This is a genomic window from Kistimonas asteriae, assembly GCF_018263925.1.
Taxonomy (GTDB): Bacteria; Pseudomonadota; Gammaproteobacteria; order Pseudomonadales; family Endozoicomonadaceae; genus Kistimonas; species Kistimonas asteriae.
Genome location: NZ_JAEVHF010000012.1, coordinates 13,718 through 36,376 on the forward strand (window position 1 = coordinate 13,718; position 22,659 = coordinate 36,376).

Annotated in this window: 23 protein-coding genes; 18 read left to right on the forward strand and 5 right to left on the reverse strand. The window is 53.2% G+C overall.

All coding sequences use genetic code 11. From position 1 onward, the window contains the following. Positions 1 to 117: 117 nt before the first annotated feature. From KHS78_RS13950 to thpR, 7 genes are all read left to right on the forward strand, one after another. Positions 118 to 1,467: an isochorismate synthase gene (locus tag KHS78_RS13950; protein ID WP_211829086.1), complete on the forward strand. Its 1,350-nt coding sequence runs from the start codon at positions 118 to 120 to the stop codon at positions 1,465 to 1,467. Beyond that, positions 1,467 to 3,188 carry a 2-succinyl-5-enolpyruvyl-6-hydroxy-3-cyclohexene-1-carboxylic-acid synthase gene (menD, locus tag KHS78_RS13955; protein WP_211829087.1) on the forward strand — a complete coding sequence of 574 codons (1,722 nt, stop codon included), beginning with the start codon at positions 1,467 to 1,469 and terminating at the stop codon, positions 3,186 to 3,188. The genes KHS78_RS13950 and menD overlap by 1 nt, the downstream gene beginning before the upstream one ends. Continuing rightward, a complete protein-coding gene (gene menH, locus KHS78_RS13960) occupies positions 3,188 to 4,012 on the forward strand; it encodes a 2-succinyl-6-hydroxy-2,4-cyclohexadiene-1-carboxylate synthase (protein ID WP_211829088.1) in 825 nt (274 codons plus the stop codon). The genes menD and menH overlap by 1 nt, the downstream gene beginning before the upstream one ends. A 3-nt stretch (positions 4,013 to 4,015) precedes the next feature. Then, positions 4,016 to 4,858, forward strand: coding sequence for a 1,4-dihydroxy-2-naphthoyl-CoA synthase (gene menB / locus KHS78_RS13965; RefSeq protein ID WP_211829089.1), 843 nt, complete (start codon positions 4,016 to 4,018; stop codon positions 4,856 to 4,858). After that, a complete protein-coding gene (gene menC / locus KHS78_RS13970; RefSeq protein ID WP_211829090.1) occupies positions 4,858 to 5,892 on the forward strand; it encodes an o-succinylbenzoate synthase in 1,035 nt (344 codons plus the stop codon). The genes menB and menC overlap by 1 nt, the downstream gene beginning before the upstream one ends. After that, the gene (menE, locus tag KHS78_RS13975) at positions 5,868 to 7,319 is read left to right on the forward strand and encodes an o-succinylbenzoate--CoA ligase (protein ID WP_211829091.1); all 1,452 of its coding nucleotides are present in this window, start codon (positions 5,868 to 5,870) and stop codon (positions 7,317 to 7,319) included. Before menC ends, menE begins: the two co-directional genes overlap by 25 nt. Before the next feature lie 114 nt (positions 7,320 to 7,433). Next, positions 7,434 to 8,030 (forward strand): RNA 2',3'-cyclic phosphodiesterase, encoded by a 597-nt coding sequence (thpR, locus tag KHS78_RS13980; protein WP_211829092.1) that lies wholly within the window; start codon positions 7,434 to 7,436, stop codon positions 8,028 to 8,030. Here thpR and KHS78_RS13985 read toward each other — a convergent pair. After that, a complete protein-coding gene (locus tag KHS78_RS13985) occupies positions 8,024 to 8,320 on the reverse strand; it encodes a hypothetical protein (protein ID WP_211829093.1) in 297 nt (98 codons plus the stop codon). The genes thpR and KHS78_RS13985 overlap by 7 nt on opposite strands. Before the next feature lie 249 nt (positions 8,321 to 8,569). On the opposite strand from KHS78_RS13985, the gene ubiU reads away from it, so the two are divergent. Both ubiU and KHS78_RS13995 read left to right on the forward strand, forming a co-directional pair. Further along, positions 8,570 to 9,565 (forward strand): ubiquinone anaerobic biosynthesis protein UbiU, encoded by a 996-nt coding sequence (ubiU, locus tag KHS78_RS13990; RefSeq protein ID WP_211829094.1) that lies wholly within the window; start codon positions 8,570 to 8,572, stop codon positions 9,563 to 9,565. 32 nt (positions 9,566 to 9,597) lie between these two features. Beyond that, positions 9,598 to 10,488 carry a U32 family peptidase gene (locus tag KHS78_RS13995; protein ID WP_211829095.1) on the forward strand — a complete coding sequence of 297 codons (891 nt, stop codon included), beginning with the start codon at positions 9,598 to 9,600 and terminating at the stop codon, positions 10,486 to 10,488. Positions 10,489 to 10,507: 19 nt separating this feature from the next. Here the strand turns inward: KHS78_RS13995 and ubiT are convergent, their stop codons facing one another. Both ubiT and thiM read right to left on the reverse strand, forming a co-directional pair. Beyond that, the gene (gene ubiT / locus KHS78_RS14000) at positions 10,508 to 10,990 is read right to left on the reverse strand and encodes a ubiquinone anaerobic biosynthesis accessory factor UbiT (RefSeq protein WP_211829096.1); all 483 of its coding nucleotides are present in this window, start codon (positions 10,988 to 10,990) and stop codon (positions 10,508 to 10,510) included. Further along, a complete protein-coding gene (gene thiM, locus KHS78_RS14005; RefSeq protein WP_211829097.1) occupies positions 10,990 to 11,799 on the reverse strand; it encodes a hydroxyethylthiazole kinase in 810 nt (269 codons plus the stop codon). Before thiM ends, ubiT begins: the two co-directional genes overlap by 1 nt. A 96-nt stretch (positions 11,800 to 11,895) precedes the next feature. On the opposite strand from thiM, the gene KHS78_RS22495 reads away from it, so the two are divergent. The 7 genes from KHS78_RS22495 to KHS78_RS14035 all read left to right on the forward strand — a co-directional run bounded on the left by KHS78_RS22495 (position 11,896) and on the right by KHS78_RS14035 (position 19,242). Next, positions 11,896 to 12,024, forward strand: coding sequence for a hypothetical protein (locus KHS78_RS22495; RefSeq protein WP_281417078.1), 129 nt, complete (start codon positions 11,896 to 11,898; stop codon positions 12,022 to 12,024). A gap of 262 nt (positions 12,025 to 12,286) precedes the next feature. After that, entirely contained in the window at positions 12,287 to 12,751 is a 465-nt protein-coding gene (gene alaE / locus KHS78_RS14010) for an L-alanine exporter AlaE (protein ID WP_211829098.1), read from the forward strand. Positions 12,752 to 12,838: 87 nt separating this feature from the next. Further along, positions 12,839 to 13,402: a nucleotidyltransferase family protein gene (locus KHS78_RS14015; protein WP_211829099.1), complete on the forward strand. Its 564-nt coding sequence runs from the start codon at positions 12,839 to 12,841 to the stop codon at positions 13,400 to 13,402. 388 nt (positions 13,403 to 13,790) lie between these two features. Continuing rightward, on the forward strand, positions 13,791 to 15,572 hold the full coding sequence (locus KHS78_RS14020; protein ID WP_211829100.1) for a dipeptide ABC transporter ATP-binding protein: 1,782 nt from the start codon (positions 13,791 to 13,793) through the stop codon (positions 15,570 to 15,572). A 57-nt stretch (positions 15,573 to 15,629) separates the two neighbouring features. Further along, positions 15,630 to 17,186 (forward strand): ABC transporter substrate-binding protein, encoded by a 1,557-nt coding sequence (locus KHS78_RS14025; RefSeq protein ID WP_211829101.1) that lies wholly within the window; start codon positions 15,630 to 15,632, stop codon positions 17,184 to 17,186. Positions 17,187 to 17,293: 107 nt separating this feature from the next. After that, positions 17,294 to 18,274: an ABC transporter permease gene (locus KHS78_RS14030; protein WP_211829102.1), complete on the forward strand. Its 981-nt coding sequence runs from the start codon at positions 17,294 to 17,296 to the stop codon at positions 18,272 to 18,274. Continuing rightward, positions 18,271 to 19,242, forward strand: coding sequence for an ABC transporter permease (locus KHS78_RS14035; RefSeq protein WP_246506491.1), 972 nt, complete (start codon positions 18,271 to 18,273; stop codon positions 19,240 to 19,242). Before KHS78_RS14030 ends, KHS78_RS14035 begins: the two co-directional genes overlap by 4 nt. Before the next feature lie 91 nt (positions 19,243 to 19,333). On the opposite strand, the gene KHS78_RS14040 is transcribed toward KHS78_RS14035, so the two are convergent. Beyond that, positions 19,334 to 20,476: a saccharopine dehydrogenase family protein gene (locus tag KHS78_RS14040; protein WP_211829103.1), complete on the reverse strand. Its 1,143-nt coding sequence runs from the start codon at positions 20,474 to 20,476 to the stop codon at positions 19,334 to 19,336. 259 nt (positions 20,477 to 20,735) lie between these two features. Here KHS78_RS14040 and KHS78_RS14045 point away from each other — a divergent pair, with 259 nt between their 5' ends. Both KHS78_RS14045 and KHS78_RS14050 read left to right on the forward strand, forming a co-directional pair. Continuing rightward, positions 20,736 to 20,978, forward strand: a complete 243-nt coding sequence (locus tag KHS78_RS14045) for a GrxA family glutaredoxin (protein ID WP_211829104.1) — start codon at positions 20,736 to 20,738, stop codon at positions 20,976 to 20,978. A gap of 131 nt (positions 20,979 to 21,109) precedes the next feature. Further along, the gene (locus tag KHS78_RS14050; protein ID WP_211829105.1) at positions 21,110 to 22,180 is read left to right on the forward strand and encodes a patatin-like phospholipase domain-containing protein; all 1,071 of its coding nucleotides are present in this window, start codon (positions 21,110 to 21,112) and stop codon (positions 22,178 to 22,180) included. An 8-nt stretch (positions 22,181 to 22,188) separates the two neighbouring features. Here the strand turns inward: KHS78_RS14050 and KHS78_RS14055 are convergent, their stop codons facing one another. Further along, entirely contained in the window at positions 22,189 to 22,641 is a 453-nt protein-coding gene (locus KHS78_RS14055; protein WP_211829106.1) for a hypothetical protein, read from the reverse strand. Between the last annotated feature and the right edge of the window lie 18 nt (positions 22,642 to 22,659).

A 22,659-nucleotide genomic window follows, 5' to 3' on the forward strand; every position in this document is an offset into this window, starting at 1 on the left:
GACAGTGACAAGTTCTCCGCAGGAAGCAGCTATAGTGTTTTTCGGTAATTACCGATCGGTAACCCCCTGTAATGATGCCTACAATTGCGCCCTTTTCCATTAGCCCCGTGAGGGATCATGCTGCCATACGACGAGTCAATGCGGATACTGGCTGACAAACTCAGACAGTGCCAGACAAGACAGGGCTGGTATCGTATGGAGCAACCGTTACCTGCGGTTGCACCGCTGGCATGGTTACACGGGGTGGATACGTCCTGTCGTCTGTACTGGACTGAGCGCAGCGGAAACCGCAGTGTGGCCAGTGTCTGCCCGGAGCTGGATCTGACGCTGGCAGGACCTGAGTCGTTAGGCGAAACCTTTGCACGATCTCGCGAAGTGTTGCAGGCGATTCCCGGTGCCCACTTCTACGGAGGTATGGCTTTTACCGACCAGATGTCAGCACAGTGGCGTGCCTTTGGGTATGGTCGCTTTATTTTGCCGCGTTTTGAGCTGATACAGCAGCGCGCCGAAACCGTCATTGCCTGCAATCTGTATTTACCCGGTGGTGAAGAGAGCCGGAACAAATGCCTTGAAGCGGCTGGCTGGCTGGAAAGGCAGGCGACGCGGATCGTAGTTCAGGACGCTGGCGGTTACCGGGCGCCTGGCATTGCTGATCGCTACAGTGTGCCGGATCAACAACAGTGGCGCCATGGGGTAGAACAGGTACTGGCAGCGGTTGCCGGACAGACGTTGCATAAAGCGGTGCTCTCCCGGGAGGTGCGTCTGAAGTTGGAACACCCTCTGCATTTGTGGGATTTCCTGCAACGCTGGCACAGTGAAAACCCCCGTAGCTACCAATTTGCACTGCAGGTGGAGAGTGGTGACTGTTTCTTCGGTACGTCGCCGGAGCGTCTTTTCCGACGGCAGTCGCGTCTGCTCTGGACAGAAGCCCTGGCGGGTACCATGACGCGGGGGATGGACGCCTCAGAAGATCAGGCGTTTGAACATCGACTGATCAACGATGACAAGAATCGGCATGAGAATGCGCTGGTGTTGGCTCATATTCGCGATGTGTTGGCCGGACTCTGTGACAGTCTGGAAAGTGACCGTGAAGTGTCGGTTATCAAGCTCAGGCATATCCAGCATCTGATTCATCGTTTCAGAGGCGTTATTCGTCCGGGGGTCACGGATTATGACCTGTTGACCACGCTGCATCCGACACCGGCTGTCGGTGGTAGCCCCTGGCATGAAGCACGACGCCTGATTCATACACTGGAACCGCATAGCCGTGGCTGGTACAGCGGCGTTTTCGGCAGCCTGGGGCTGAATGACACTGAGTTTGCGGTGGCTATACGTTCAGGCCTGCTCCGTGGACGTAAACTCTCGCTGTATTCCGGGGCTGGTATTGTTGCCGGCTCAGAGCCGGATACTGAATGGCAGGAACTGGATAACAAAATTAATACCGCCTTGGCGTTACTGGATGGATAATGGCTTTTAATTGTAAGTTGTCTGATATCAACAGCCTCTGGTGTGCGTTGATCATGGAAGAGCTGGTGCGCAATGGGGTAGAACATTGCTGTATCGCACCGGGATCACGTAATTCCCCCTTAACCCATGCGGCAGCCGCACACACCCGGCTGAACAAGCATGTGCATTTTGATGAGCGGGGCCTCGGATTTTTTGCGCTGGGCATCGCCAAGTCTACGCGTAAACCGGTTGCCATTATTACGACCTCAGGAACCGCTGTGGCCAATTTATACCCGGCGGTCATTGAGGCGGCCATGATGGGGATTCCATTGCTTATCCTCTCTGCGGATCGACCCGCTGAATTACTGGATACTGGCGCCAACCAGACAATTAACCAGACGGCGATTTTCAGTCATTACCCGGTGCAGGAGGTGCAGCTGCCTTGTCCGGATATGGCCATCGCACCGCAATGGCTGTTATCAACGCTGGATCAGGGGATCACGCGTGCACGGACATCGGGAGTCGTGCATCTCAACCTGCATTTGCGAGACCCGTTGTATCCGGGGCCTCAATACCCTGACTGGTCAGCCTATATGGCACCGGTGACAGATTGGATGAAGACACAACGTTCCTGGACGCACTATTGTCTGTCAGGTCAGCAGTTGCCGGATGAAGCCCAGGTACTGGTCGATCGTTTGTTTGCACCAAAGGGCGTATTGGTCGCAGGGCAGCTGGCACCGGATGACGCACAGGCCGTGGCGAGACTGGCTGAAAAACTGGGGTGGCCTTTGCTGGTGGACGTCCAGTCCCATCTGCATGGGCATTCGTTATCCTTACCCCATGTTGATCTGTTGTTGAACAATGACTCTGTCTGTGAACTGCTTGATCAGGCCGATACGGTGTTACAGTTTGGTGGTCGACTGGTCGGTAAACGATTGTCACAGTGGTTGGCGAATGGACGCCGGAAACACTATTGTTTTGTCGATAGTGGTATCAGTCGACTGGATCCGGCCTGTAATCAAAGTCTGCGTATACAGGCGAACATCACCAAACTTTGTCGTTTTCTTGAGGCGTCTTTGCCAGGGCGGCGTGAGCCGGGTGGCTGGTATGCTCAGCTGATGGACTATGGCATTCGCTGTCGTGAGGCGTTGGCTCGTCTGTTTCAAGTAGAGCTCAATGAAATGTGGGTTTCCCGTCATGTTGTTGAACAGCAGCGTAAACAAGGCTGCCTGTTCATTGGCAACAGCATGCCGATCCGGTTGATCGACAGTCTGTCAGATGCCCGCCTCTATGGCGATATCATGACCAATCGTGGCGCCAGCGGCATTGATGGTTTGATTGCTACGGCGGCGGGCGTGGCTGCCACAGGCCGGCACGTGACATTGTTGCTGGGCGACCTTTCTTTTCTCCATGATCTTAATTCACTGGCGTTATTGCGTGATCGTTCAGTGACTCTGGTATTGCTGAACAACGACGGTGGCAGCATTTTCAATATGCTGCCGGTTGCCCGTGACGGTGATCTGTTCAAACGCTATTTTCAGGTCAGCCATGGCTTGAATGCGGAACAGGCGGCAGCCATGTTTGATATCCATTATGAGACACCGGTCGAATGTCAGGCATTTGCTGAGTGCTATGAACAGGCCGCAACATCTGAAAAGCCGGCAATCATTGAGGTAAAAACACCTGCTACTGAAGCCACTGATATGCTGCGGCGTGCACTTGCCATGGCGAGTGAACTCTGATGACGCTGGCGTTTTGCACGGAAGGTGATCCGCGAAATCCTGCGCTGGTCATGTTGCATGGTTTTTTGGGGAACACAGAAGACTGGTCACCAGTTGTTTCTTTGCTGAAACAACAGTTTTTCTGTGTTGCTGTTGATTTGCCCGGGCATGGTGGCAGTGCGGCTGTTGACGCAGGCTCTGGGTTTGATGATTGTTGTGCCCAGATCGACACAACGTTGAAAAACATCGGCATTCACTCATTCTGGTTGGCCGGTTATTCACTGGGCGGCAGAGTAGCGATGCATTATGCCTGCTGTTATCAGTCTGATCAGTCTGTCTCCTGTGAACATCCTGACACTGTGCAGCTATCCGGGTTGATCGTGGAATCTGCCCATCCCGGTTTAAAGCATGAGCCTGAGCGCCAGGCACGCAAGGAACATGATCATCATTGGGCAGAACGATTTCGCTGTGAGCCCCTGGATGTTGTCTTGTATGACTGGTATCGGCAGCCTGTGTTTGCTTGTCTCTCACAAGACGATCAACAGATTATGGTTGATCAGCGGCGGAACAATAAAGGACGTACATTGGCCGATATGCTGGAAGCGACCAGCTTGTCCCGGCAGGCTTGCTTTCACGATGCGTTATGCCGGCTGCCATTTCCGGTGTTGTACATTTGTGGCGACCGTGACCTCAAATTCCAGGCGATCGGGCAACAGTTCAGCGAATGCCCGACGATGACCGTACATCTGCAGGAACAGGCTGGACACAATGTCCATCACGCCTGCCCGACAGCTTACGCTGACACTATCCTGTCCTTTTACTCCTCCATGACAGAACGGAATTAGCTAATGAATGACGTATTGATCAAACCCGCCCTTGACTGGCAGGACTGCTCTGACGGTTATGAGGATATTCTCTATCACAAGGCGGAAGGCATCGCCCGGATCATGATTAACCGGCCCCGGGTGCACAACGCTTTTCGCCCCCTGACCGTGATGGAAATGTCACGCGCCATGACGGATGCTCGTTATGACAGTGAGATCGGTACCATTATCCTGACCGGCGCTGGCGGTAAGGCGTTCTGTTCCGGTGGCGACCAGAAGGTGCGCGGTGACTCCGGTTACCGTGATGATCAGGGCACACATCATCTCAATGTGCTCGACCTGCAGCGTCAGATCAGAACCTGCCCAAAACCGGTAGTGGCGATGGTGGCAGGTTATGCCATTGGCGGTGGGCATGTGTTGCATATGCTCTGTGACCTGACCATTGCTGCAGATAATGCCGTCTTTGGTCAGACAGGACCCAAAGTAGGCTCCTTTGATGGTGGGTATGGCGCCAGCTACATGGCGCGTCTGGTGGGCCAGAAAAAGGCCCGTGAAATCTGGTTCCTGTGCCGGCAGTATGATGCACAGGCAGCTCTCGACATGGGGTTGGTGAATACCGTAGTGCCGTTGGAACAGCTGGAGATGGAAACGGTCCAGTGGTGCCGTGAAATGCTGCAGAATTCCCCCATGGCATTACGTTGTCTGAAGGCGGCCTTGAATGCGGACTGTGACGGCCAGGCGGGCCTGCAGGAGCTGGCCGGTAATGCGACGATGCTCTTCTATATGTCAGAAGAAGGGCAGGAAGGGCGGAATGCCTTTGTGGAGAAACGGGCGCCGGATTTCAGTAAATTTGGCCGTAATCCCTGATGTTGCTCGAATCGGCAACGATCTACCGTTTTCGGCTGCCACTTCGGCAGCCTTTGGCCTTGAAAGGCCATCGGCTTGAAACACGACAAGGGTTGATTCTCCAGCTTAACGCCAGAAACGGTCAGTTTGGCTTTGGCGAGTGTTCGCCACTCCCGGGGTTCAGTCATGAATCGCTGGATGATGCCTTAGGGCAGCTACAGGGTGTGATTAAGGTGTTGCTCAGTCAGCCAGATTGTCTGGATTCTATTATTCAATCGGGAGCTCGTAGCTGTACGGATCAAATGCTGTTTTCCTCTGTGGCCTGTGCTGTGGAAGGTGCAGCCCTAAGTCTTGCCGGGCAGTTCCATGCCGTACCGAAAGCGACAGCGGTTTGTCCTTTGTTGATGGGGACTGCTGATGAGGTTCTGGCACAGTTTGCCCGTTTGCCAAACTGTTCAGAAATAAAACTGAAAGTTGGCAGGGCGCGATTGGATGATGACATTGCCGTGGTGAATGCCTTATGCGAACAAGGTTTACCATTGCTGCGAATACGTCTGGATGCTAACCGACAGTGGGGATTTGCTGATGCAGTGCGATTCTGTCGTTCAGTCAATGCTGAACGCATTGCTTTTCTGGAAGAGCCTCTGGCGGAGTATCAGCGATTGCCTGAGCTAGGTGAGTTGACCCATTTTCCGCTGGCGCTGGATGAATCTCTGCAGGTCCCAGGCGGGAGCTTTTCGGTCTTTCCCGGCTTGGTGGCTTTAGTTATCAAGCCCATGTTGGCGGGTGGAATGGTCAAAACGCACCAATTCATCCGGCAGGCAAAGTCGGCGAATCTGCGTGCGATTGTCAGTTCATCGTATGAAAGCCCACTCGGAATCAGGCAATTGGCTAGTCTGGCGCACCGTGAAACGCCCAATGAATTGCCAGGGTTAGATACGGTCAATGCCTTTTGTGCATCATCGGTCGAACGATTTGAAGGTTTGTTGCTAAAGGCTGTTAGTCGGCAAGACCCTGTGTTGGAGGAAGTATGGCGCTATACCGTTGCCCCTTGAGGCATCAGGCGATTCTGACACCGGATGCTGTGGCAGTCTGGCTTGAAAATAGCTGTATCACCTTTTCTGAGTTGGATAGTCAGGTTTCTGCTATTCAGCGCCAACTGATAACGGCAGGTCTGCAGGCAGATAGCCATCTTGCTGTCGTGAGTGGTAATAGCCTGACCATGCTATGGCTGCTGCTGGCATGCCTGAGATCAGGTATTGTCTTTTGCCCGTTGAATCCACGATTCCCTGCCGCTCAGCTCGAAGATTTGATTGAGTCGATGGATTGTGATGCCTGTTATGTTGAAGAAAATGAGTCTTCGCAGGGGCTTTCCTTACCTAGAGTTGCCAGAATCACGTTGTTGGATCCTCCCGCTATCACACCAAATCATTCGCCAACTACGTTGCAGGAAATAGGGTTAGATGCTGAAGATTTGTGTGATCTTATTCTGACATCCGGCAGTTCAGGCAAGGCAAAGGCGGCCGGCCATTGCTATCGAAACCATTACTACAGTGCATTGGGGTCGCAGGTGCAGATTCCATTGAGCAGCCATGATGCATGGCTGCTGTCTTTGCCCCTTTTTCATGTTGGGGGCTATGCCATAGTCATCCGTTGCCTCTTAGCGGGTGCAGCCATTGTGTTGGCGCCGGAAATGGCAATGACGCAGATATTGAGCCGATTCCCGGTGACACACTTGTCGCTGGTGAATACTCTGTTATATCGACTATTGCGGGCTGAACACGTGTCGCTGGCAGACACAGCGATCAATGTCATTTTGATGGGCGGTGGTTATGTAGCGTCTGATCTGGTAGCGGACGTCAACACTCAGGGTATTCGTATTCTGACCAGTTATGGGCTGACCGAATCCAGTTCACAAGCCTGTACAGGCTCCCCCGTTTTTCTGGATGACCTGCGGTTAACCTCTGGCCAGCCCTTGCCGCATCGGCAGATCAGAATCAGTCAGCAGGGAGAGATTCAGATTCGTGGAGAGGTACTCTTCAAAGGGTATTACCACTGTGGAGGTCAATTTGACCTGCCCCTTGATGAGGGTTGGTTCGCTACGGGGGATCTGGGTTATTTCACCGATGACGGACAGTTGGTAGTGACTGGAAGACGAGACAACATGTTTATTTCTGGCGGTGAAAATATTCAGCCGGAAGAGATTGAGAAAGCGCTGCTGGCACTGCCTGGTGTTCGTCAGGCGGTCGTGGTGCCTGTTTCTGACCGGGAATTTGGTCAGCGGCCAGTCGCCTTTGTTGACAGCAATATACTGGATGATAATTTGAATTGTTTACGTTCAGGGCTTGCGTTGCGCCTTGTGCGCTTTAAAATGCCAGAACGGATATATCCATGGCCTGCAGAAACGACAAGTGGCGGATTGAAAGTCAATCGACGTTTTTTTAGTGCACTGGCAGAGAGCCGATACGTGCACCAGCAGTAACTTTACGTCAGCGGTTCAGGGCTGATCTGCAGGCAAAAAACTATAAACGTGTATCAGCTGTTATTGATAGCCCGTTAGCACTGGGGCGGCTGATCCGATCAGGCGGTTTACGATATGAAAGCAGGGAATTCCGGCAACGTGCGGGCGTTTATTGCCTACCGTTTGCCTCTGGATGTTTCTGCAGCACTCTATAAAAAGGCCCGTCACCATGTTGGTGAGGATGTGGTCGAGAAGCTGCGCTGGGTGGCACCACAGGATTATCATCTGACACTGCGTTTTCTTGGTCACTGTACCGAAGAGCAGTTGCAGCAAATATCAAGCGGGCTTCACGAAGTTTTGCAGGATGTGGATGGTTTTCGTTGCATGACTGGGGAGGTCAGTTATTTTCCTTCCGCGAACCATCCGCGTGTTATGGCGCTGATGGTGCATTCGGGAAAAGTCATGGAAAGGCTTTATGCATTATGTGATGAACTGGCGGTCGCCGCAGGCATTCCGTCTCAGTCCCGTCACTTCAGACCGCATGTTACGCTGGCAAGATTCCCGGCGGATACGCACCGTCTCTCCATGTCTGTCTGGCGCCTGCCGGGTTTCCATTTGACGGTCAAGGATATCGCCTTGGTCCGCAGTGACCTGTCACCTGAAGGCGCTCGTTATTCGGAGATGGAAACCTTTCCTTTAGATCCTGCACTGCAGACGGCCGTCGCTCAATAGGCGACGGCTGCAGCAGAGTATTCGGTGTCGAGGTCAACACGCCACGGCAGTCTGTATTGCTGCATGGCTTGAAGCAGTTGATCTTCGTTCATGGTCCTGAAACGGGTGGTGAGCAGTGTGCGTTGAATCAATGCCAGTTCCCGTTCGCTCAGCTGGCCGATTTCTGTGTGCTCAAAGATACCTTCCTGTATCAGGCTCTCACGCCATGCATGGCTTTCTGTGGATGCCATGACGTGTTCCGCAAGCCGGCTGGACAGTTCATCGGCGTTGAATAGCTTTCGTAATCCCATGGTTGCTCCTTGCTCTCTCTTTCGGTACGTTTCTTTGACTTTAATCGTGGAAGCGGCGTATTGGTGTAGCCGTTATGTTCCTCTTTGTTTCCTCTTGTTACAGCGCGCAGATTCCGTTATCAAAGCTTAAGCAATTGATATGCCACTCTTTCGGTTGTCAGTGTTTGGATTCCCTGTGGTTGATAGGGATCAAGGTTTCTGCCGGGATAGCCCGCTACCATGTTTGGCTTAAGAATAATGGAGTGAAACATGGAGCTGGTTTGCCCTGCCGGTAGCCTGCCGGCCCTCAAGGCTGCCGTTGATAACGGTGCGGATGCGGTTTACATCGGTTTTCGTGACGACACCAATGCCCGTCACTTTGCCGGATTGAATTTCAATGAGAGCAAGGCCGTCAAGGCGCTTGACTACGCCAGGATGAAAGGGGTGAAAATCCTGGTGGCCATTAATACCTATCCGCAGCCTGCCGGCTGGTCGCGCTGGCAACGGGCAGTCGATATGGCAGCGGATTTGAATGTGAGTGCTGTGATTGCCGCAGACATGGGCGTGCTCTCCTATGCAAAGGATCGTCATCCGGATCTTGGGCTGCACCTGTCGGTACAGGCATCGGCCACCAACCTTGCCAGTCTGTCGTTTTATCACCAGCGATTCGGTATCAAGCGCGCCGTATTGCCAAGGGTGCTCTCGGTCAAGCAGGTGGCGGCACTGGCGGAGAAGAGCCCTGTTGAGCTGGAAGTCTTTGCCTTTGGCAGCTTATGTATCATGTCCGAGGGACGTTGCTACCTGTCATCTTACCTGACGGCCGAATCGCCCAATACTGTCGGGGCCTGCTCACCTGCACGCTTTGTTCGCTGGTCAGAAACGCCTGCAGGTCTGGAGTCACGGCTGAATGATGTCCTCATTGACCGTTACCAGGACGGCGAGAATGCCGGCTATCCCACTCTCTGCAAAGGACGCTTTTCAGTGCAGGGCAAGACCTGTCATGCACTGGAGGCGCCCACGAGCCTGAATACACTGTCATTGATCCCGGAATTGACCCAGATGGGGGTGTCTGCCGTGAAGATTGAAGGCCGTCAGCGCAGCCCTGCCTATACCGCGGAAGTGACCCGTGTCTGGCGTGAGGCGCTGGACAGCTATCGACATAATCCCGGTGGTTATCGGCCCAGGGAGGAATGGATGCGTTCACTCGCTCATCTGTCAGAAGGTAGCCAGACAACATTGGGCGCCTATCAGCGGGCCTGGCAGTAATGCCCCTTCAATCACACGGTCAAGGATCTGTCATGGAAATTACATTGGGGCCGGTACTGACTTTTTGGAAAAAGCAGGCCGTACTGGATTTTTACCGGGAAGCAGAAGGCTGGCCGGTGGATCGCATCTATCTGGGGGAATCGGTCTGTGCCAAGCGTCGCGAACTGCGTTTGGATGACTGGCTGTCGATTGCCCGCAGCCTGAGAGCAGCGGGAAAAGAGGTGGTGCTGTCAACGCTGACGTTGTTGGAAGCGGCGTCGGAACTTGCGTCCCTGCGAAAAATCTGCAGCAATGGCGAGTTTCTGGTTGAGGCCAATGATGTCGGTGCAATACAGCTGCTTTCAGAGGCTGGCGTGTCTTTTGTGGCGGGGCCCGCAATCAATATTTATAACGCCTATACACTGCGTGAGTTGGTTGATGCCGGTATGCAACGCTGGGTGATGCCGGTCGAGCTGTCCGGTGAGGCGTTGGCTGCCATTCTTGCCCAGTCTGATGAATTGGGTATCAGGGAAAAATTCACAACAGAAGTCTTTAGTTATGGCTATCTGCCACTGGCCTGGTCAGCCCGGTGTTTTACTGCCAGAGCGTATGATCTGCCCAAGGACGACTGCGAGTTCCGTTGTCTTGACCACCCGGATGGGTTGGCTGTCTTCAGCCAGGAAGGGGAGCGTCTTTTTACCCTGAACGGTATACAGACACAGTCAGGTCTGTGCAGCAATCTGTTGCCGCAATGGCAAAATATGGCGTCGATCGGTGTAGAGGCCATGCGCATTTCTCCTCGTGAAACCGGTACTGGTGAGCTGGTGCAGCAACTCCGTGCATCCATGGATACAATGTCGTCGGATCGGTTACCGCTGCAGTCCGTCGATCAATGTAACGGTTACTGGTTTGGTCAGGCAGGGATGACCAGCACCTTGTCCTGATAAGGCGCTGGTATCGTCATTAGCTGGCCAGTGATGCCAGGCGGTCACTGGTCTGAAGCAGTTGCCTGACCAGCTGGGGAAGCTGGTCAAGGTCGATGCTGTCGAGCATGTTTTTGATGGCCAGCCCCAGTTCCGTATTGCCTTCAATCACCAGTCGTCGCTGGAAAAACAGCGTGTCAGGGTCTTCCCGGCGTGACGCCAGCGCGAGAAAGGCGGTGCTGTTACCGCGAATGGTGACATCGCAGGGGCGGGGTGAACCCAGTACGATCTTTTCATCAATGACGGTCAGGTAGAAATCCAGTCCGAAGTCTGTCACTGACAGCTGCAGCCAGTGATCTTCCAGACAATCAAAATCGCCGTCAGACAATGGTTCGCGAAAGGTGTGATTCAGAGCCTGTGCCAGTGGCCGGTTTCGCAGCGACCATGGGATGACATGCAACGGCTTGAACAACCAGGCAACCGGTGGGTGTGGAATCCGGCGGAGTGTTTCAGGTAACGGCATTATTGCTCTTCCAATTTGAGATGCTGGTTCAGTATGTCCGGGGTCAGAAGGTAAAGTTCATCCAGTAATTTGCCATGCAGAGAGCCGGGGCCGGCGACTTCCGCTGCAGCCCGCTCTCCCGCAATGCCCAGTACTGAAAGGGCTGTCGTGACAGCCGTCAGTCCATCACCTTCTACGGCGAGGAAAGCGCCGGTCAGGGCCGTGGCCAGGCATCCAGTACCGGTGACGCTGGCCATCATCAGATGACCATTGTGCAGGCGGACCTGCTTGTAACCGTCGGTGATCAGGTCGGTGGCGCCAGTGATGGCGATGGTGGTTTGCCAGTCACGGGCAGCCGTCATGGCCAGGGATTCGACAGCTTCAGGGGTTTCCGTGCTGTCAACGCCTTTGCCGCCAAGTTCGCCGGTATACAGCGCCTGGATTTCAGACGCATTGGCGCGTACTACATTGGGGCGATATTCAAGCATCAGGCGCGCCGTGTCCAGACGAAAGCGGGTGGCTGCCGCGCCTACGGGATCCAGTACCCAGGGTTTGCCTGTATTGTGGGCATGGTTGACGGCACATTTCATAACCATGCCAGTACGGGCGCTGGGCGTACCAATATTGATCACCAATGCGCTGGCCAGGTTAACCACGTCGACAGTTTCTTCAATGGCATCAGCCATGATCGGAGAAGCGCCCAGTGCCAGCAGTCCGTTGGCGGTGAAATTCATGACCACCTTGTTGGTAATGTTGTGTACCAGGGGGCGTTGTTGACGAACAGCGTCCAGGGCGGTCGTGATCCGTTGTTGGAAAGGTGAGATTGTCATGGCTGATTCCGGAAGCTGGGCTGAATAGGCGGGTAGTGGTTAACCCGTTGTTAAGCCTGTCTGTACTCTGGTGCGCGATATTCTAGCAGTGCAGGCATGGATACACGCTTGATTTCGATCATGGGGCGTGTAGTTGCCACGACTTTGGTTTTGTTGATGAAGCTAAAACAACTAAAAAAAATTGGGGAACTGGATAAATTAATAAATGAAAATGGAAAAAAATAATGAAAACACTAGGCATGGTTTTTTAAAGTAATAAATAACACTGCTGCCAATTTCCTCTATTGCGAAGTGCCTGATGCAGCGTTACAGTGCCCGCGTCATCAAGAAGTATGAAATACACACCGTGGCTTCTCACTGCGGTGGCTCCTTCTACGACATGCCATCTCTGGCGCGCCCGTTCGGGCACTGTTGATAACAAATTTCGTGAAAGGGATTCCGGTCTCAGGGGCCGGGCGTTGTAGCTTTTTTTCGCAGGGTTAATGTGATGACTACCAAGCGGCGGGAAACGTTGGCAGATACCTTTGCCATGATTACCTTCTTCATGGTTGCCGGTATGGCTATTGAAATTGGCCTGTCGGGTCTGAGTTTTGAGCAGTCGTTGCAATCCCGTTTGCTGAGTATTCCAGTAAACGCTGCTATCGCACGTCCTTATGGCGTATTTCGTGACTGGCTGTTACGGGTAGGTCGTGTGGAAGAAGGTGGTTTTTTCCGCCGTCTGTTTCTGGATGTTGTGGCATTCGTATTGTTCCAGATTCCGGTTTACATTTTGCTGGTGGCCAGCACTGGCGCATCAGTCTCCCAGATTGTAACGGCATGTATCGGTCAGATCGGTGGCCTGGTATTCCTGGCCCGGCCTTATGGTGTTTACATGCAGTATTGCCGTAAGATTGCCATCCGCTGTTTTGGTGGAACCCTGGCACCGGTGACTATTCAGGAGCGTTCTGCCTAAGCCTCTATATTGGCAAGGTTATCGAACAATAGCCGCAGGTGTTTGAAGATGCCTGCGGTTTTTTGTGTGTACCAAGGAGTCGTCACGATGGATTGGGAGCAGGAGACAGCGGCGTTAATCCGTCAGGACAACCTGCGAATGCGTTGTCTGGAAGCGGCCCGATCACTGATGCTGCCGGATTGGTTTATTGGTGCAGGGTTTTTACGCAATATCATCTGGGATCATCTGCATCAGCGCTTAGACGCAACCCCACTGAATGATGTGGACCTGGTGTATTTTGATCCGGATGATTTGAGCCTGGAAAGTGAGGCGTGTTTCGAAGCGCGTCTCCATACACGCTGTCCGGGTGTGAGATGGGAAGTAAGAAACCAGGCCCGTATGCATCTCAGGCATGGTCTGGCACCTTTTCTGAATGCCGCTGACGGTATTTCTTGTTGGGTGGAGCGGCAGACATGTGTCGGTGTACGTCTTGAATCGGAGGGGCCGCTGCGTTTTACCGCACCCTATGGTCTGGATGAAAACTGGTCATTGAATGTATCCATCTGTCCACGTAATCCGAGGCCGGTACTGTTTCGTGACCGTATCAGAAAAAAGCAGTGGCAGAGGTTGTGGCCCCGACTTAATGTGGTTTGGCCGGATTGTGACCGCTAATGGTATTTTTTGCTCCGTAACTGCCTGTTTATCACTCTCATAATAACCACTCTAAGATGATCAGGGTGTCAGTGTAATTATGCAGAACCTGTAAAAATTGACGCATAAATTTCTGAATGAAGGTGTTTTTTGTGAATTTTTCCTTCAGGAGGGAATCTTGATACTTGCCCGAACTAAGTAATAGTACTTATTACCATTCGTTTGACTACGCATAACATCCTGTTATATTCGGGTTCCAGTCCAAGAGAGAAGTATGCGACTGGTCCTGTCTCTGGTCTTTATCCTGGCTGTTTGTCGGCCGATTTTGCCTGTTTTTGTGCGTTCTATCGGACCGGTCGTCTGCTCATAACTAATTCAAAATGACAACAATGAGCACCAGGGGGAATGCATGTCTTTGCTTGACGTGAAGGATTTGCGTATCGAATTTCCGTCGCGACACGGTACCGCGGTTGCTGTACAGGATGTGTCGTTTACCGTGGAAAAAGGTGAAATCCTGGGGCTGGTCGGTGAATCCGGTGCGGGTAAGTCCACCATCGGCAATGCCATCATTGACCTGTTAAGTCCGCCAGGACGGGTCGCCGGTGGTCGTGTGGCGCTGGATGGCCAGGATATCAGCGGTTTGCATGGGGAAGCGATCCGCAAGATTCGTGGTCGACGTATTGGGTTTATCTTTCAGGACCCAATGACCTCGCTCAATCCCCTGCTCACCATAGAAACCCAGCTGGTGGAAACCATTCTGGCCAACCTTGAGGTGAGCCAGGAAGAAGCTTACCGTCGTGCGATTGAACTGCTGGAATCGGTGGGTATTCCGGAGCCCCATGTCCGTATAAAACAATATCCCCACCAGTTCTCCGGCGGTATGCGTCAGCGGGTTGTTATCGCCATTGCCCTGTCCGGTGAGCCAGAGCTGATTATTGCGGATGAACCCACCACCGCGCTGGACGTCTCGATCCAGGACCAGATTCTCAACCTGATTCGTAACCTCTGTAAGGAGTTGCAGGTAGGCTGCCTGCTGGTGACCCATGACATGGGCGTGATTGCCAATGTGACGGACCGGGTGGCCGTCATGTACATGGGGGAGATGGTTGAGGTTGGGCCGACTATGCAAATCCTGCAGACACCCTCCCACTCATATACCAAAAGTCTGATCAGCGCCGTTCCACGGAGTGATATCCGACTGCGTCGTTTCCCCAGGGTGGAATACATCGAGAAGGTTCAGACCCGTTCCATTGATGTAAAAAACCATTGGCTAGGGCAGCGTGAAGCGTTACCTGCCGGACAGGAGAAGGCCAAGTTATCTGATGACGTGTTGCTGGATGTGCAGCATGTGAGCCTTCGGTTTGAAACCCAGTCTGCGTTTCTCGAAAAAAATCGTCGATATGTGCAGGCGTCCAACGATGTCAGCTTCAGTATCCGTGAAGGGGAAACCTTTGGCCTGGTGGGCGAGTCCGGTTCAGGTAAGTCAACGATTGCCAGGGTGATTGCGGGTCTGTATCCAGCAGATTCCGGGTCGGTGAATTACGCCGGTACTGACTTGACGACACTGAGTGAGAAAGCGCGCAAGCCGTTCAGGCGTGACATCCAGATGGTGTTCCAGAATCCCTATTCCAGCTTGAATGCCCGGATGGTCATCAAAGATATCATTGCTGAACCTATCCGTTTTCATGGTCTGGCGGAATCGGAACAGCAGACTCGCCAGATCGTGGCGGATCTTCTGGATCATGTTGGGCTTGGTAGTAAGGCAGGCGTGAAATATCCCCATGAGTTTTCCGGCGGCCAGCGCCAGCGGATCTCGATTGCCCGGGCATTGGCGACCCGGCCGCGTTTTCTCATATGTGATGAGCCGACGTCAGCGCTGGATGTGTCAGTGCAGGCCCAGATCCTTAACCTGCTGCGTGACCTGCAGGATGAACTGGGTCTGACCATGTTGTTCATCAGCCACGACCTTCCTGTGATTCGGCAGATGTGTGACCGGATTGGTGTTATGCGCCATGGCACGTTGCTTGAGGTGAACGACACCGAGACACTGTTCGGCAATCCATCCCATGACTATACCCGCAACCTGATCAGGCTGATGCCGCATGTTGATGGTTTGTCCCGGGATGGATTGGAGATTGAATCCAGCATTGCCGTTATGCAGGGCAATGGCAGCCAGACAGTGGTTGGATAAGAAAAAAACAGAGCAAGGCAATAACAACACACAACAATCCGTATAAACGGGGGAATAATGAAAACAACTGTGAAAAAACTGGCTGGCGCCATGCTGGCGTTGTCACTGACGATGGGGGCGAATGCCGCCACCCTGAAGCTGGCGTACGACGCTGACCCGGTATCACTGGATCCCCATGAGCAGCTTTCCGGTGGCACATTGCAGATGTCCCATATGGTGTTTGATCCCCTGGTGCGCTGGGATCAGAACCTGGAGTTTGAGGCGCGGCTGGCAGAGAAGTGGGAGCGTGTGGATGATCGCACCATGCGATTCCATTTACGTGAGGGAGTGAAATTCCATTCAGGCAATACCCTGACGGCTAAAGATGTTAAATGGACCTTTGACCGTCTGAAGGCCAGCCCTGACTTTAAAGGGGTATTTGGTCCTTTTACTGCGGTGAATGTGGTTGATGACCTGACCATTGATCTGGTGACCGAAAAGCCCTATCCGCTGGTACTGAATGCCGCAACCTATATATTCCCGATGGACAGCGCCTTCTATACCGGTACGGATGATAAGGGGCAGCCCAAGGGCCTGCTGAAAAAGCATGCTGATACCTTTGCGTCCAAAAAGGTTTCCGGCACCGGTCCCTTCGTGGTGACTTATCGCCAGCAGGGGGTACGGGTAAACTTCGATCGTTTCGACGATTACTGGGACAAGCAGTCACCGGGTAACGTTGATGAGATCATCATGACGCCAATCAAGGAAGACCCGACCCGAGTGGCTGCACTGCTCTCCGGTGATGTGGACTTTATCTACCCCGTGGCGCCAACCGACCATGAGCGGCTCAAGAAAAGTGACAAGACCCAACTCGTCACCCTTCCAGGAACCCGGATCATCACCCTGCAGCTTAACCAGGAGCGGATTGAGGCATTCAAGGACAGGCGTGTCCGTCAGGCAGTTGTGCATGCCATCAATAACGAAGGCATCGTGAAGAAGATCATGAAAGGCTTCGCGACGGCCGCCGGACAGCAGGGACCCAAGGGGTATGTGGCTTACCAGGAAGACCTCAAGCCTCGCTATGACCTCAAGAAAGCAAAGGCGTTGATGAAGGAAGCCGGTTATGAGGACGGCTTCAGCGTGACCATGATGGCGCCCAATAACCGCTACATCAATGACGACAAGACCGCCCAGGCGGTAGCGAGCATGCTCTCCAGGATCAACATCAAGGTGGATCTCAAGACCATGCCCAAGGCCCAGTACTGGCCGGAGTTTGATGAGCGTTCGGCCGACATCATGATGATCGGCTGGCATTCTGATACCGAAGACTCAGCCAACTTCACCGAGTACCTGACGGCTTGTGCCGACCTGGATAGCGGCTGGGGGCAGTACAACAGCGGTAACTATTGCAACAAGCTGGTAGACCGTATGGTTAGTGATGCCGGGAGTGAGACCGATCCGGTTAAGCGGGCTGAGCTGCTGAGGAATGTTGAGCGGACCCTTTATGAGGAAGCGGCATTCGTTCCCCTGCACTGGGAAAACCTGGCATGGGGTGCCGGCAAGCACGTCAAGGCCGCTGATGTTGTGAACGTGATGAACTTCCCTTACCTGGGTGACCTGGTCATCGAAGAGTAACGGGTGACTGACTGCCTGCTGGTGTGGCAGGCAGTCAGGCTGACCTTCTGAAGGCATACGCTTTGGCGTCTATGCCATCCGAACCCTGACAGATAAGTGATGGTTCCATGCTTGCATTTCTTGCCCGACGCCTGATCCAGGCGCTCATAGTGATGTTTGTGATCAGCATCATCAGTTTTTCTATCCAGGATAACCTGGGGGATCCGTTGCGGGAGCTTGTCGGTCAGGCGGTTTCTGAAGCAGAGCGTGAAGCGCTGCGCGACGAGATGGGGCTGAATGACCCCTTCCTGGTGCAATATGGTCGCTTTTTGGCCAAAGCGGTCCAAGGGGACCTCGGCACCTCCTACTTCTTTAAGGAGCCGGCCCTGGACGTGATTCTTGGCAAGATGCCCGCTACCCTTGAGCTGGTATTCGGCGCCTCGCTGATCATTATCCTGTTGTCCATTCCTGCGGGTGTTTACTGCGCCATAAAACCCAATAGCTGGTTGACCCGCGGCATTCTCGGTTTCAGTTTGTTGGGCATTTCTGTCCCCGTCTTTCTTACCGCTATTTTTTGTATTTACCTGTTTTCCATCGAACTGGGCTGGTTGCCGTCTTATGGTCGTGGTGATGTGGTGCCGGTGTTTGGTGGCTGGGAGTCCGGTTACTTCACCCGTGATGGGCTGTTACATCTGATTCTCCCGTGCATTTCGCTGGCCAGTATCATGCTGCCGTTGTTTATTCGGTTGATCCGCTCTGAAATGGTGGAAGCTCTCCATACCGAGTATGTGAAATTTGCGACGGCGAAAGGTCTCAAAAAAGCGCGTATCTACTTCCTGCATGCGCTGAAAAACACCATGTTGCCCGTCATCACGGTCGGTGGTGTGCAGATCGGAACCATGGTCGCTTATACCATCCTGACAGAAACCGTATTCCAGTGGCCGGGTATGGGTTTTCTGTTCCTGGAAGCGATCAACCGTGTTGATACGCCGTTGATTGTCGCTTACCTGATTGTGGTGGGTGCGATCTTTGTCATCGTCAATACCCTGGTGGACCTGATCTACGGCTTGATTAACCCAACCGTCAAACTGACAAGGAGCAGCCAATGAGCGATGCGATGATTGCCAACCAGACGGCTGCTGACCAGGAAACGGCTCCCTTATCCAGTTGGCAGCGTTTTCGCCAGTCCACCTTCTGGTACAGCTTTACCCGCGATCGGGTAGCGATGGTGTGTGCGGCAATTTTTGCCCTGCTGGTGGCGGCGGCTTTGCTGGCGCCCGTGTTGGCGCCAACCAATCCCTATGATATCTCCACCATTGATATCATGGATTCAGAAATCCCGCCGGTGTGGGATGAGGCGGGTGATGAGCGTTTCCTGCTGGGGACCGATGCGCAGGGGCGAGACCTGTACAGCACGATTCTCTATGGCATGCGTATCTCCATTGCTATTGGTCTGTTTGCGGTGGTATTGCAGGCTTTTCTGGGCGTGGTGATCGGCTTGACGGCGGGGTATGTCGGTGGTCGGGTTGATAGCTTCCTGATGCGGGTAGCGGATATCCAGCTCTCCTTTTCGACCATGATGGTGGCCATTATTGTGCTGGCGGTGTTCCAGGCCTCTTTTGGTACGGAGCTCTATAGCAAGCTGGCGATGGTGATGCTGATCCTGGTGATTGGTATTGCGGAATGGCCGCAGTACGCCCGTACGGTCAGGGCGTCCGTATTGGCGGAAAAGAAAAAGGAGTATGTGGAGGCCGCACGGGTGATGGGGTTTGGCTCCGGACGCATCATGTTCCGGCATATCCTGCCAAATACCCTGTCGCCTATTCTGGTGATCTCAACCGTTCAGATTGCCAATGCGATTATCAGCGAAGCGGCGCTGTCTTTCCTCGGGTTGGGGATGCCGGTTTCCCAGCCATCACTCGGTTCACTGATATCCAGTGGGTTTGAATATATTTTCTCCGGTTCCTGGTGGATTACTGTCATTCCCGGTCTGGTGTTGATTGTGCTGGTGATGGTGATCAATATCCTGGGTGACTGGTTACGTGATGTGATGAACCCGAAGCTTTATAAGGGGTAAGTAGGGGATAGTGTGTCCCGGGTTGCCGGGACATGTGTTTTTTGAGCCGTTCAATTAATTTTGCGTGAAAACGCTAGCCCACTGAGTGCGTTCAGTTCTGTGTTCTAAACGCTTCCAGCCGTTCTCCCGGCAGGGGGGATTGACTCAGCGTCTTCTCACAGCCCAGGTAGACCTGGCCAAACCGATTGTTTATAAAATCCTCGAAACTGGTATCTTCCTGCCTGATCAGCCCTTTCTGGGGTAAACGACCCTCGGCAAGTAAATCCAGCATGGCACAGATGCTGGAGGCTGTTGTCGTCTGAATGGCGCTCCAGAAACGGTCGCCGATCTTTTGGCCGTAGAGTTTTCGGGTCCAGGTTTCCTGAACGAGGCGATTGTTGATCTCGCCACTGACCGTGACAAAGACGAGCACCACATCCTGCAGGGTAATGGGCAGGGCATCTTCCATGATCTCCTTGAGCAAATCGCGACGCTCTTTCAGACGGAGGTCGTTCAACAGCAGTTTCATGGCATCCCGATGACCGGGATAGCGCACGGTACGGTAGTTAAGGTTACGGACCTTGCCGTGCAGGGTTTCACAGAGGGTCCCGAGACCCCCGGAAGTATTGAATGCTTCGTAGTTAATGCCATCAAGTGAGAAGTGTTCCAGCTGATCCAGGGGTTGAACCTCTTTCAGCTCGCCTTCAACAATGGCTTCGCAGGCTTGGCTGTATTCATTGAGCAGCCCTTCGGTGGACCAGGTTAGATTATATTTGAGCCCATTGGATGGATACGTCGGCAGTGCACCAACCCGCATATGGACATTGTCCAGACGGTCAAACTGGCTGGCCAGGTGATGCGTAATAATTGAGATGAAACCCGGTGCGAGGCCACACTGTGGAATGAAGGCGGTTTCTGCATTTTCAGCCAAAGCCTTGACCAGACGCGTATTGGCGACATCTTCCGTCAGGTCAAGATAATGGCAGCGATGTTTGAGGGCGGCTTCCGCAATGATTGCGCTCAGATGGTAGGGGCCGGCAGAAATGACGGCGTATTTGCCCTTGAGGGCCTTGGAAAGTGCCTCATGATCATACACATCCAGTTGCAGTGAGCGGATAGCCGGGTATTTCGGCAACTGGTCGAACCCGTTAGTCTGGCTGTCGGCGACAGTGATTTCATAGCCGCCCTGTCCAGCCAGTAATTCGCTGATCATGGCGCCTATCTTTCCTGCACCGATAAGAAGTATCTGTTTCATTACAGTATCCCGCCCGTAACTGGTGAACTGAAAACGTGAAATATAACCCTCAGTATAGGGAGGTTCTGACGCTATACGGCTGGCCGACAGCGAGTGGAGGCAGGGTTTTGGTCGCTTATATATGATTCAGACAATCTATGTGCGTGATTGTAATAAGCAATTGTTTTATCGTAGCGGTTGGTTGCATACTGGAGCGCAGAAAAGGGGTACCCCTGCCTGCGGGGCAGTCCCTGCAGTGTTAACAGTTTTGAGGCATTTCATGAAACGGTTTACTATCTTCGGTCGCCCTGGTTGCGGTTTTTGTGTCCGCGCTAAAGAGCTTTGTGAGCAGAAAGGCCTTCCTTACAAGTATGTTGATATCTATGAAGAAGGTATCTCCAAGGAAGACCTTGAAAAAACGGTTGGCCGCCCGGTAGAGACTGTTCCCCAGATTTTCCATGGTCAGGATTATATTGGTGGTTTCACCGAGCTGGATGCCTATGTAAAAGAACAAGGCCTCTGATCGTTGAGGTCAGGTAACAGGCACCGGTTCTGTGTCTGTTACCGATGGGCAGCTCATCAATACCAATTGCTGCTTTTTTTCGGGTATCGATCGGTAACAATCGCCAGCTCAATAGAATTATTCAGAAAAGCATGGCTAAAGCTTCCTCTCTCATCATCCGTGCCGGTCATGACGCACTTCGCAAGATTCGCAAAGATGGTTTTTCTTTCCATGATGTTGAGGTCATGGCGGGAGCTTCCGGCGGTCCCAAATGGTTTGTTTTGACGGGGCTCGACAAAGCCATCATTACCCATCTCCTACCGACCCGGGAAGAACCACTGCATTTATTAGGCACTTCTGCGGGATGCTGGCGATTTTCCTGTCTTGCCCAGGCTGATCCGTTATCGGCGCATGCACGTTTTGAACAGGGCTATCTGTACCAGCGATATTCAAAGCATGCCACGGCTGAAGAAATTACCGGAAAATGCCGTGCGCTTGTCAAAGCAATGCTGGCCGATAATGGGGCCAGGGAGATTGTGGCCAATCCCAGGATTAAGTTGAATCTCATCACAACCCAGTGTCATGGATTGGCAGCCCGCGAACAACGACACCTGCAGGCTGCAGGGCTTTTGATGAGCGCTGCAGGGAATGCCTTGTCCCGACGTCATCTCGGTCGCTTTTTTACGCGCGTATTGTTCCATCACCCGGATACCCGCCCTCCATTCTGGGCGTTGAATGACCTGCCGACACGTCGGGTGCCTATCAGTGCAGAAAATATTGAGGATGCCATTGTGGCGTCTGGCTCCATCCCGTTGGTCTTGTCAGGGGTGCGTGACATTCACGGTGCAGGTCCCGGTGTCTACCGTGATGGCGGTGTCACGGATTACCATTTCGACCTGCCATTCAACCAGGGCAACGGGCTGGTGTTTTATCCGCATTTCTATGACCGGGCGATACCCGGCTGGTTCGACAAATCACTGAAATGGCGCAAACCCTCTGCGCACAATTACCGGAATGTTGTCATGGTGGCGCCATCACCGGCATTTGTCAGTCAGTTGCCGTACGGCAAGATTCCCGACCGGAAAGATTTTGTGCGCATGGACGACCAGCAGCGCATCCAATACTGGCAGGCAGTGATTCATGAAAGTCAGCGTCTTGGTGATGAGTTGCTCGAGCGACTGGAAAAGGGAGACCTGGAGCAGCATATGCAGCCTATTGCATGATCAACTGGCTAGATGACTTTTAACTCATCGGTATGCAGCAAAAGTGTCATCGCTTCGCCGTAGTGAATACGCTCCAGTGGCTGGGTAATGACTTCCAGGATATCGGGTGACTGGAAATGATCCGGTTTGGTTTCTGGATGTGGGTAGTAAACGTAGCCTTCGACCAGATTTTTCGTGTGTGTACCCAGCTGGCACCTGAAAAACGAGAAATCTTCCGGGGGCATGGCATCGCACCATTTGACGCCGCGAAAGCAACGATAAGGCGTGATGATCCGGTAGGAGGCCGGCGCGATACTGAGATTCAGTGTACCTCGAAAGTATCCGCTGAGATTAAGCCCAAGCGTCTCGAACTGGGGGAGTTGCAGGCTCAGAGATCCTTCTGGAAATCGCGGATCCGGGTGCTTCCCGGAGGCAACACCGTAACCTGCCGTGACGGTTGCAGAAAGGGATTGCCATTGCATGGATGATCCACCTTTAAG

Bases quoted from the DNA above. Each gene is read 5' to 3' on its own strand.
- KHS78_RS13950 (WP_211829086.1), top strand. From the start codon at position 118: ATGCTGCCATACGACGAGTCAATGCGGATACTGGCTGACAAACTCAGA.
- menD (WP_211829087.1), top strand. From the start codon at position 1,467: ATGGCTTTTAATTGTAAGTTGTCTGATATCAACAGCCTCTGGTGTGCG.
- menH (WP_211829088.1), top strand. From the start codon at position 3,188: ATGACGCTGGCGTTTTGCACGGAAGGTGATCCGCGAAATCCTGCGCTG.
- menB (WP_211829089.1), top strand. From the start codon at position 4,016: ATGAATGACGTATTGATCAAACCCGCCCTTGACTGGCAGGACTGCTCT.
- menC (WP_211829090.1), top strand. From the start codon at position 4,858: ATGTTGCTCGAATCGGCAACGATCTACCGTTTTCGGCTGCCACTTCGG.
- menE (WP_211829091.1), top strand. From the start codon at position 5,868: ATGGCGCTATACCGTTGCCCCTTGAGGCATCAGGCGATTCTGACACCG.
- thpR (WP_211829092.1), top strand. From the start codon at position 7,434: ATGAAAGCAGGGAATTCCGGCAACGTGCGGGCGTTTATTGCCTACCGT.
- KHS78_RS13985 (WP_211829093.1), bottom strand. From the start codon at position 8,320: ATGGGATTACGAAAGCTATTCAACGCCGATGAACTGTCCAGCCGGCTT.
- ubiU (WP_211829094.1), top strand. From the start codon at position 8,570: ATGGAGCTGGTTTGCCCTGCCGGTAGCCTGCCGGCCCTCAAGGCTGCC.
- KHS78_RS13995 (WP_211829095.1), top strand. From the start codon at position 9,598: ATGGAAATTACATTGGGGCCGGTACTGACTTTTTGGAAAAAGCAGGCC.
- ubiT (WP_211829096.1), bottom strand. From the start codon at position 10,990: ATGCCGTTACCTGAAACACTCCGCCGGATTCCACACCCACCGGTTGCC.
- thiM (WP_211829097.1), bottom strand. From the start codon at position 11,799: ATGACAATCTCACCTTTCCAACAACGGATCACGACCGCCCTGGACGCT.
- KHS78_RS22495 (WP_281417078.1), top strand. From the start codon at position 11,896: ATGGATACACGCTTGATTTCGATCATGGGGCGTGTAGTTGCCACGACT.
- alaE (WP_211829098.1), top strand. From the start codon at position 12,287: ATGACTACCAAGCGGCGGGAAACGTTGGCAGATACCTTTGCCATGATT.
- KHS78_RS14015 (WP_211829099.1), top strand. From the start codon at position 12,839: ATGGATTGGGAGCAGGAGACAGCGGCGTTAATCCGTCAGGACAACCTG.
- KHS78_RS14020 (WP_211829100.1), top strand. From the start codon at position 13,791: ATGTCTTTGCTTGACGTGAAGGATTTGCGTATCGAATTTCCGTCGCGA.
- KHS78_RS14025 (WP_211829101.1), top strand. From the start codon at position 15,630: ATGAAAACAACTGTGAAAAAACTGGCTGGCGCCATGCTGGCGTTGTCA.
- KHS78_RS14030 (WP_211829102.1), top strand. From the start codon at position 17,294: ATGCTTGCATTTCTTGCCCGACGCCTGATCCAGGCGCTCATAGTGATG.
- KHS78_RS14035 (WP_246506491.1), top strand. From the start codon at position 18,271: ATGAGCGATGCGATGATTGCCAACCAGACGGCTGCTGACCAGGAAACG.
- KHS78_RS14040 (WP_211829103.1), bottom strand. From the start codon at position 20,476: ATGAAACAGATACTTCTTATCGGTGCAGGAAAGATAGGCGCCATGATC.
- KHS78_RS14045 (WP_211829104.1), top strand. From the start codon at position 20,736: ATGAAACGGTTTACTATCTTCGGTCGCCCTGGTTGCGGTTTTTGTGTC.
- KHS78_RS14050 (WP_211829105.1), top strand. From the start codon at position 21,110: ATGGCTAAAGCTTCCTCTCTCATCATCCGTGCCGGTCATGACGCACTT.
- KHS78_RS14055 (WP_211829106.1), bottom strand. From the start codon at position 22,641: ATGCAATGGCAATCCCTTTCTGCAACCGTCACGGCAGGTTACGGTGTT.